Source organism: Mycobacterium sp. E3339 (genome assembly GCF_001666915.1).
GTDB lineage: Bacteria > Actinomycetota > Actinomycetes > Mycobacteriales > Mycobacteriaceae > Mycobacterium.
In genome coordinates, this window is sequence record NZ_LZIZ01000081.1 from 1 (window position 1) to 8876 (window position 8876).

At 68.3% G+C, this 8876-nt stretch carries 5 protein-coding genes and 2 pseudogenes; 2 read left to right on the plus strand and 5 right to left on the minus strand.

Going from position 1 to position 8876, the window contains the following annotated elements; translation table 11 throughout:
- Window positions 1-269: pseudogene (locus tag A5702_RS07145) on the minus strand (salicylate synthase); the annotation flags it as partial.
- Between the two features lie 7 nt (window positions 270-276).
- Between A5702_RS07145 and A5702_RS07150 the strand changes: the two are divergent.
- Together A5702_RS07150 and A5702_RS07155 are read left to right on the plus strand one after the other, a co-directional pair.
- A pseudogene (locus tag A5702_RS07150) lies at window positions 277-1245 on the plus strand (salicylate synthase); the annotation flags it as partial.
- A gap of 166 nt (window positions 1246-1411) precedes the next feature.
- Complete coding sequence (locus A5702_RS07155; RefSeq protein WP_068219471.1) at window positions 1412-2428, plus strand: acyl-ACP desaturase; 1017 nt, start codon at window positions 1412-1414, stop codon at window positions 2426-2428.
- 295 nt (window positions 2429-2723) lie between these two features.
- On the opposite strand, the gene A5702_RS07160 is transcribed toward A5702_RS07155, so the two are convergent.
- The 4 genes from A5702_RS07160 to A5702_RS07175 all read right to left on the minus strand — a co-directional run bounded on the left by A5702_RS07160 (window position 2724) and on the right by A5702_RS07175 (window position 8814).
- Complete coding sequence (locus A5702_RS07160) at window positions 2724-3974, minus strand: hypothetical protein (RefSeq protein ID WP_068219574.1); 1251 nt, start codon at window positions 3972-3974, stop codon at window positions 2724-2726.
- Window positions 3974-5311, minus strand: a complete 1338-nt coding sequence (locus A5702_RS07165; protein WP_068219474.1) for a hypothetical protein — start codon at window positions 5309-5311, stop codon at window positions 3974-3976. Before A5702_RS07165 ends, A5702_RS07160 begins: the two co-directional genes overlap by 1 nt.
- A 76-nt stretch (window positions 5312-5387) precedes the next feature.
- Window positions 5388-6758, minus strand: a complete 1371-nt coding sequence (locus tag A5702_RS07170; protein WP_068219477.1) for a condensation domain-containing protein — start codon at window positions 6756-6758, stop codon at window positions 5388-5390.
- 397 nt (window positions 6759-7155) lie between these two features.
- A complete protein-coding gene (locus tag A5702_RS07175; protein ID WP_068219480.1) occupies window positions 7156-8814 on the minus strand; it encodes a (2,3-dihydroxybenzoyl)adenylate synthase in 1659 nt (552 codons plus the stop codon).
- Window positions 8815-8876: the final 62 nt, after the last annotated feature.

Sequence of the window (8876 nt, forward strand, 5' to 3'; positions counted from 1 at the left end):
CCCCACAGCTCGACCGCGTCCCCGGTCACAACGATGCGGGTGCGCGGCCAAAACACGCGGGCCAGCGGGGTGCGCGCCGCCAGTCGCTGCTGCAGCCCGTAGCGGTAGACGCCGAATTCGAAGGCGATCCACCCGAAGAGTTGGTCGGTTTCCAGCAGCAATATGTCGATGGCTTCGCCCAGCACGGGCCCCGGCCGCCCAGACCACCGTTGCCGCTGCACCACGCCGTCGCGGATGACGCGCAGTTCGTCGCTGTCCAGCTCGACCATCGCGCGCACCCCGCTGGCCCGCGTGTTTTGGCCGCGCACCCGCATCGTTGTGACCGGGGACGCGGTCGAGCTGTGGGGCACCACCGGCGCCCATCGGGACGCGGTACTGGGCCTGCTGGGCGACGGTCTGCCCGAGCTGCGCCAGGCCCGCGGCGTCGACGTCATCGCCGACCCTTCCGGCTATCGCGATCGGGTGGCGTCGGCCGTCGGGGAGATCGCGGCGGGCCGCTACCACAAGGTGATCCTGTCCCGGTCCCTGGAAGTGCCCTTCGGACTGGACTTTCCGTCCACCTACCGGCTGGGGCGTCGGCACAACACCCCGGTGCGATCGTTCCTGTTGCGGCTGGGCGGGATTCGCGCCGTGGGCTACAGCCCGGAACTCGTCGCGGCCGTCCATGACGACGGCATCGTGGTGACCGAGCCACTGGCCGGTACCCGGGCCCTGGGCCGCGGTACGGCGCGCGACCGCCAGGCCCGCGACGACCTGGAGTCGAACTCCAAAGAGATTGTCGAGCATGCGATCTCGGTGCGAAGCTCGCTGCAGGAGATGGCCGAGATCGCCGAACCCGGCAGCGCGGTGGTCACCGACTTCATGACGGTTCGGGAGCGGGGGAGCGTGCAGCACCTCGGCTCCACGGTCAGCGGGCGACTGGGCCCGTCGAACGACCGGATGGACGCGCTGGAAGCGCTTTTCCCGGCGGTCACCGCGTCGGGCATTCCGAAAGCCGGCGGCGTGGAAGCGATCCTGCGTCTCGACGAGGGTCCGCGCGGGCTGTATTCCGGAGCGGTCGTGATGTTTTCGGCGGATGGCGGCCTGGACGCCGCGCTGACCCTGCGGGCGGCGTACGAACGCGACGGCCGCACCTGGTTGCGGGCAGGGGCGGGGATCATCGAAGGGTCCACGCCCGAGCGGGAATTCGAGGAGACCTGCGAAAAGCTCTCCACGCTCGCGCCGTATCTGGTTGCGCGCCAGTAGCGCTCGCTCGACCGGTCGATGGCCGACCGAGACGCGGTCGGCACCCCCCGCACGCGTAGGGACCTTTGGCCCTATTTCACCGCCTTTCCGGCGTGTCATCTTTATGTAACCGAATGACACAGATACATTGCGCGTTACGAGAAGACACACTTAACTGGAGGGCTCCGTGTCCAAGGACCTGACTAACCTGCAGCTACTACACGAGCTCGAACCCGTGGTCGAGGGCCTGCTCAACCGCCACCTGTCGATGTTCAAGGAATGGAGTCCGCACGACTACGTCCCGTGGTCGGACGGCAAGAACTTCTACGCGCTGGACGGTCAGGATTGGGAGCCCGGGCAGAGCCGGCTGCCGGACGTCGCGCAGGTGGCGATGGTGCAAAACCTGCTGACAGAGGACAACTTGCCGTCGTATCACCGCGAGATCGCGATGAACTTCAGCATGGACGGCCCCTGGGGGCAGTGGGTCAACCGATGGACGGCCGAGGAAGCCCGGCACAGCACGGCTTTGCGCGACTACCTGGTGGTCACCCGCGCCGTCGACCCGGTGGCGCTGGAGAAGCTCCGCCTCGAGCAAATGACCCGGGGCTTCAGCCCGGGACAGAACCAGCAGGGTGACATGTTTGCCGAGAGCCTGTTCGACTCGGTCATGTACGTCTCGTTCCAGGAGTTGGCGACCCGGGTCTCGCACCGCAACACGGGCAAGGCGTCGTCGGACCCCATCGCCGAGGCGCTGATGGCCAGGGTGTCGCACGACGAGAACCTGCACATGATCTTCTACCGGGACGTCAGCGCGGCTGGCCTGGACATCGCCCCGAACCAGGCGATGGCGTCGGTGCACCGGATCCTGCGCAATTTCAAGATGCCCGGCTTCACGGTGCCCGAATTCCGGCGCAAGGCGGTCATCATCGCCGTCGGCGGCGTCTACGACCCGCGGATCCATCTCGACGAGGTGGTGATGCCGGTGCTGCGGAAGTGGCGCATCTTCGAGCGCGAAGACTTCAGCGGCGAGGCCGCCCGGATGCGCGACGACCTCGCCGTGTTGATCAAGGAACTCGAGCAGGCGTCGGACAAGTTCGACGAATCGAAGCAGCGCTACCTCGAACGCGAGGCCCGCAAGACCGAACGGATCACCGCCAGCAAGGTGCTCGAGACGAAGGGCACGTTGACACTGAGCGGGCACTGACGCGAGGCCGGCTAATCCCGCCAAACCCCTGCGGTTTCTGGGGGCCCCGCTTAACATCCCTCCCATCTTCAACGGGATGGAGTTCACGTGGCCGGTGTTAAGTCGAAAGTCATTCTTGCCGTGATGCTTGCGCTCACCGCCCCGACGATGGCGGAGTGTACGGCGACGATCGCCTGCCCGTCTTGCACCGTCGTGACCGGTTAACGCCGCCGGCCGCGCTCGTTCAGCCGTGGCGCCCGGCGCCGGATAATCGCCGGAGATGCGGCTGACGAGTGATTCGATGTTGGCGGGCCGGCTAGACCATCCGCGGGCCGCCGAAGCCGGGGACCGCGCCCACCGGAATCAGCGCGAGGGCGATGGCGAGAAGGGCGAAGGACCGCAACGCTTTTGGCGTCGGACGCTGGTCGATCTCCGGCCTGCGCGCCGCGAAGAGGATGAAGACCACCCCGACGTCGAACGCCAGAATGATCAGCCAGCGGGTCCAGTCATAGCCGGTCAGGAAGACCGGGGCGACCAACACCAGGCCGCCGATGACCCACGGCCATCGGCCCCTCAGCGCCCCGACGAACGCCCGCAGCGGCGCTCCCGAAACAGTGCCGAGCCCCCACATCGTCAACGCGAGTGCGCCGGCACCGAAAGCCAGGGACATGGCCAGCCCCACCGCTCCGACGTGCCCGACGCTTCGGATGGCATCGGCGATCCCATTGTCGAAGTTGGGCATCACGTTGCGGCACACCCAGTCGTGATAATCGGTTTGCCGAGATTGCCCGTCGATCACATAGTGCAGCAAGGTTTCTGGCGATGTGACCGTGGCGAACGGGTTGGGCATCGACTGATGCGGTACCGACGCACACAGTTGAGCGGCGACGTCGTGGCGCCCGAAAGCCGCCACCGCGGCCGCGGTGAGGACGCCCGGCAGCACCGCCAGGAGCGCCCCGACGCCCGTCGACCCGTTCAGCGCACCGCCCAGGACGATGATCGCCAGCACGGCCCCCAACGCGAACTCCAGCCCTATCGCCTCGTGCACGAGCGTCAACGCCGCGATCGCGCCGCCGTAGGCCGCGCACCACGCCATCGCGCCCGCGCGGGAACGGGTGCACACCAGCGCCGAGGAGAACAGCGCCAGCGCCGCCCCGCCGAACAGGTCCGGCCGGGCCGAATACGCCGCGAACGGCACACCGAAGGGCAGCAACGGAATCAGCAGCGCGACCATCAGCCTGCGCTCGGACCGAACGCGGCCGAAGAGCAGCACGCCCGCCACCGTCGCCAGGCCACCCAAGAAGGCGGCGGTGGACAGCCACCGCAGACCCAGGGCGACCGAGAAGTAGTCTCCCGGGACCAACCGCACCAGTTCACCGGCGAGCCCGCGCCGCACGAAGCCGTGCGCGTAGTCGGCGGCGTAGTAAGACATCCAGTACACGTCCAGGGGAACGATTTTGACGGCGCACCACAGGACGACGGCCGTCCAGGCCGCAATGGCGGCGGTGCCCCAGACGTACAACGCGCGGTGTGGCCGTTCGTTCGCCCCGACGCCGAGGTCCACGATCAGATCCGGCCCTCGTACACCGATGTGGCGGACAGCTGCAGGTCGGCGAGCGCGTGACACGCCAGTTCGCGCGTGGCCGCGGCGGTGTTGTCGGCGCCGCTCTGGTAGGCGATGACATTGAGGAACCGGCTGCCGTTGATCGTGCCCGTGCTGCAGAACAATTGGCCGTGGCCTTGCTCGACGCGGCCCCGGGTGACGCCCTGATCGACCAGCCGGATGCAGACCTCACTCGCATCCGCGCCATCGATACGTCCCAGGGCGGCATCGAGATCGCCGAGGTTGGAGCAGCCGACCGGGAGTTGGTCGCTCGACATCGCGACGCCTTCCAGGCGCCGGACCAGCCAGCGCGGGGTGAACGGGATGAGCGGCAGGCCGGCCAGCATCGGGTTGGGTCGTGTCGCCAGGGATGTCAGCTCGCGCTTGACATCCGCGCGCACGCCGCTCAGGTCGCCCTGCACCGCGCCGCCGTCGACGGTCAACGTGATCGAGGTCAGCGCGTTGGCCCGGTCGTCGTCGGTGGCGGCGCGGTCGCTGACGGGAAGCACGACCGTCACCGAGTCGCCGCCGGGGAGCACCCGGCCGATGCGGTGCGCGAGACGGGCCGCGAACGCGACGAAAAGCGTGTTGCTGCTTCCGTTGAGGCTGCGCGCACGCGCTTCCCACGCCGCGGCGTCGGTCTGAATCGTCGCCGACGGCAGCGCGATCGGGGCATCATCGACCGGCGCATCGCGCGGGCGGGCCGCCGGCTTGGGATTGGAAGCGGACCCGATCAACATCGCCAGGGTGGCGAACAGCGCGCGGATCACCGCCGGCAGGGCGATGGCGGCGTCGGCCAGGTCGGCCAGGATCGCCCGCCAACGGTTGCGTGAATTCGCCTGGGAATAGCCGGGATTACGGGTACGCCCGTCGACTGCCTCGGTAATCGCGGTGATCAGCCCGAGCCCATCGACGACGCAGTGCGACGCCACCAGCGTGACCGCCGCACCCCCGTCATCCAACGGCAGGACGCCCAGGTGGAAGGACGGGCCGTACTCCGGATCGACGGGCACGCGCGCGCGGCTCTCGACCCACGCGCCGATACCCGAGCGCGGCCGTCGCGGCTCGAGGGTGATGTCGGGTGAGCCGCCGTCGCGCACCCAGCGGTGACGGCCGAACGGCAAGGGGGAGCGCTCGATCCGGCGTCCGAGCAGGCCGGCGCCGAGATTGCCGTTGAAGTCCCGCAATTGGTCGAGGTTCACGGCGCGGTCGTAGATCCAGGTGCATTGGGCCGCGCTGCCCTGGCCGGTGGCGCGCAGCCGCAAGAAGGCGGCCTGGTCCAGCAGGGCCAGCCTCGTCACCGGCGCCGTGCCTCGCGGGGCTGCCGATGGGATGTGTACCGAGACGTCCTGCGGGCGAACGGGAATGCCTCGGGCATCACGGACCGTCGGCAACCCGGGTGAACTCGGCGCGCATCGTCTCGACGTAGCGCCGGACGGACTCGCGGGCGATGTCGGTGCCCGGGTAGGCGACCACCAGCTGCGTCTTGTCGTGCATGCGATTGACCCACATGCACACCGTCTCCGACAGGCGGTTGTCGCCCCAGATGCCGGCCCGCAGGCCGTCGAAGTTGTCGGCGAACGGCAGCTTGCGAATGTCGATGTAGGACAGCATCGGAACGGGACGGTCCGGAATCTCGATCGGTTCTTTGTCGGGCACCTCGAGCAGGTGGTAGTACGGCACCGCGCCGAGGGCCGTGTTCGCGTCGAAGGACGCCTGGGCGGCGCCGACCACCTCGTCGAATGACGCGCCCGCAGTGGGGATCGTCAGCGGGACGAAGCTGGCCAGCCACCCGACGGCGGTCGCGTGGGCGTGGTCTCGGCGATTCTCGAACGGGGTGAGTCCGAAATACACCGGCGCGCCGGTCAACCGATGCTCGGCCAGCGCGGCGCAGGCGAACACACCGCCGCTGAAGCGCGCCCCCGCGGCCCGGCACGCCGCCTCGAAACGCCGGCCCTGGTCGTCATCGATCAGGTCGAAGACCTCGATGGCGCCCGGCGTATCGGCGGCGGCATGCCCCAGCTCGAGGGGAAACCGCGGCAGCGCACCGCGGTTCGCCGCGAGGAAGCTTCGCCAGGTCTGGATCTCCGGCGAGGCCTCGTTCAGCCCCGCGGTGTATGCACGCTGCTTCGCGCTGTACTCCCGGTGGCTGGCAGCGGGTGGCAGCGCGACCTGCGCCTTCTGCACCGCGGTGAAGTACGCCGTCTGAATGTCGAGAAAAATCACCCCGGCCGACATGCCGTCGGCACGCAGGTGATCGACCGCGATAACCATGGTGAATCGGTCTTCGCCCTGAACGATTCCGAAGCTGAAGCAGTCCCACTGCAGCGGATCCGGGGTATCGAGAATCAGTTTGCGGATCTGGACCGGGGCCATCCGTCCGAGATCCGCTGGCGCCAGGGTGATCTCCTCCGGATCGGCGATAACGTAACGGCGAATTTCGTCGTTGTCGTCGAAGTCGAACCGGTCGTGGTACGTATCATGGCGCCGCACATGACTATTCACGGCGTGCGTCATCGCGTCGATATCGCAGACACCGCGGATTTCCCACGCCCCGATGCATAACCGGGGAATGTCGCGGCCGAGGCTGACCTGGCGCCGGTAATAGCGAAGATGCTGCGACTGCTGGTAACTCACTGGGGCCGGATGATATTGCGCTTCCGCTGCACGCGCGTGGGTGGTGGCGGTCGGGTACCAGGAAACGACGGTGCCCTCGGCTGTCCAATCATCAACCGTCCCCAGGAACATGCGCTACCTTTCGTCCGCCAACCGGTGATGCCATTTCGTGACCTTTACCGCGACCGCGCATGAATTGCTGAATGACATTAGCGCCGAAGGGGTTATGCTCGCAGGCTGAGCGAGCGTGTCGGCATAAGCTGCGTCAAAGGCGCGCATGGGATCCCCCCTCGAGCATCACAGTCTTCCCAAGACCGATGCAGAATGCCATCGTAGGGGATGTGAGGTAGCCCACAATGCAAAATGGCCGAATTGGTACGCACGGTTAACTCGGAAGTAATCGTCCCAGCGCCGAAGCCCGAATGGCCTTTGCCGGAGCGGCTGATCCTCCGCTGGCAGGCCATGACTCACACCGTTGCGATTCTTGGTGTGAGTCTCCCGGAGGGGACTTCGGCCTGCCGCCGCCGGCCTATTTTGCCGACGCCGCGCCGACGTGCCTGGCGATCGCCTTCTTGTCGACCTTGCCGATCGGCGTGGTCGGCAGCGTGGTCATAGCCACCAGCACGTCGGGCCGGGCGTGCGCGGCCACCCCACACCGGTCGAGGTGGGCGTTCAGCTCCGCCAGGGTCACCGGCGGCCCGCTGAAAACCACCGTCGCACAGATTTTTTCGCCGAGGTAGGGGTCCGGCAGTGGCACCGCGGCCGCGGAGGAGATCGACGGGTGGCGCAGGATCTGCTCCTCGAGGTCGGCCGCGGAGACGGTTTCACCGCCGCGGCAGATCACGTCCTTGACGCGTCCGGTGACCGTCAGGTACCCGTCCGGCCGGAGCCGGATCAGGTCACCGCTGCGGAAGAAGCCGTCGGGGTCGAAGCAGCGTTCGTTGTCGCGCTCGGCGTGGTAGTAGCCGTTGAGCGTGTACGGGCCGCGCACCAGCAGTTCGCCCTCCTCGCCGACAGGCACCGGTGCGCCCTCGGCGTCGACGACGCGCAACTCGTCGGCCTCGCACAACGGCCGGCCCTGGGTGTGATCGACGAGCTCGGGCGGATCACCTGGCCGGGTGTAGTTCAGCAGGCCCTCCGCCATCCCGAACACCTGCTGCAGCCCCGGGGTCAGCGCGGTGCGGACCAGGCGGGCATCGTCGGGATCGAGCTTCGCCCCGCCAACTTGCAAGAGCCGCAGGGACTTCGGAGTCACCGGCTCCCACTCGCAGGCTTGAGCCCACAGTTTGGCCAGGGCCGGCACCAGGGCGGTGACCGTGACGCCGTGACGCTCGATCGCGGCGAACGCGGCCTCGGGGCTGGGGTCGGTGGCGAATACGGTGGCGGCGCCCACCGTCATCGCGCCGAGCAGGCCGGGGCAGGCCAGCGGGAAGTTGTGTCCGGCCGACAGCATCACCAGGTAGACGTCGTCCTCGGTGAGCCCGCACACCCGCGCGCTGGCGGTCGCGTTGAACACGTAGTCATCGTGGGTGCGGGGGATCAGTTTGGGAGTGCCCGTGGTGCCGCCCGAAACCAGAAGTAAGGCAGGCGATTGCGGATCCCGCGGCGGTGTCGCGGGCGCGGCGGTGGCCCGGTCGCAAAGTTCGGCCCACGAGGTGAACGGGCCCGGGTCGCCGTCGACGATCACGTGCTCGAGTGCCGGGTGGAGCTTGACGAGTTCGGTCGCCATGGCGCGGTAGTCGAAACCGGTTGCCGCATGGGCGATCACCAAGCCGGTGGCCTCGCTGACGGCGGCAAAGTGTCCCAATTCGGCCGCGCGGTGGCCGGGCAGGCACATCACCGGGATGGCGCCCGCCCGCAGCAGCCCGAAAAGCGCCACCGCGAACTGGCAACCGTTCGGCAATTGCAACAGCACGCGGTCACCCGGCGCGATGCCCAGCCCGCGCAGTCCCGCGGCGGCCCGGTCGGCGCGCTCGTCCAGCTCGGCATAACTCAAGCGCGCGCCGCCCACGGCGTCGAGCACGGCCGTCCGATCGGGCCAGCGCCGGGTCGCGTCGCTCAGGATGGTGTCCAGGGTGCGTCCCGCCCAATACCCCGCCGCGCAGTAGGCGGCGGCCCGATCGGCGGGGAACGGCACGAACCCCTGGAGGGCCCCGTTGAGGGGCGGCTGCCGGGTGTTGGCGGTCATCGGGTCCTCAGGCGGGGGGCGTAGTGGCGGCGATCCGGGAGTAAGGATAGGGTAACCAAAAA

What these genes read in the sequence shown, in the direction of transcription:
- A5702_RS07175 (WP_068219480.1), bottom strand. Translation starts at nt 8,814, where the DNA reads ATGACCGCCAACACCCGGCAGCCGCCCCTCAACGGGGCCCTCCAGGGG.
- A5702_RS07170 (WP_068219477.1), bottom strand. Translation starts at nt 6,758, where the DNA reads ATGTTCCTGGGGACGGTTGATGATTGGACAGCCGAGGGCACCGTCGTT.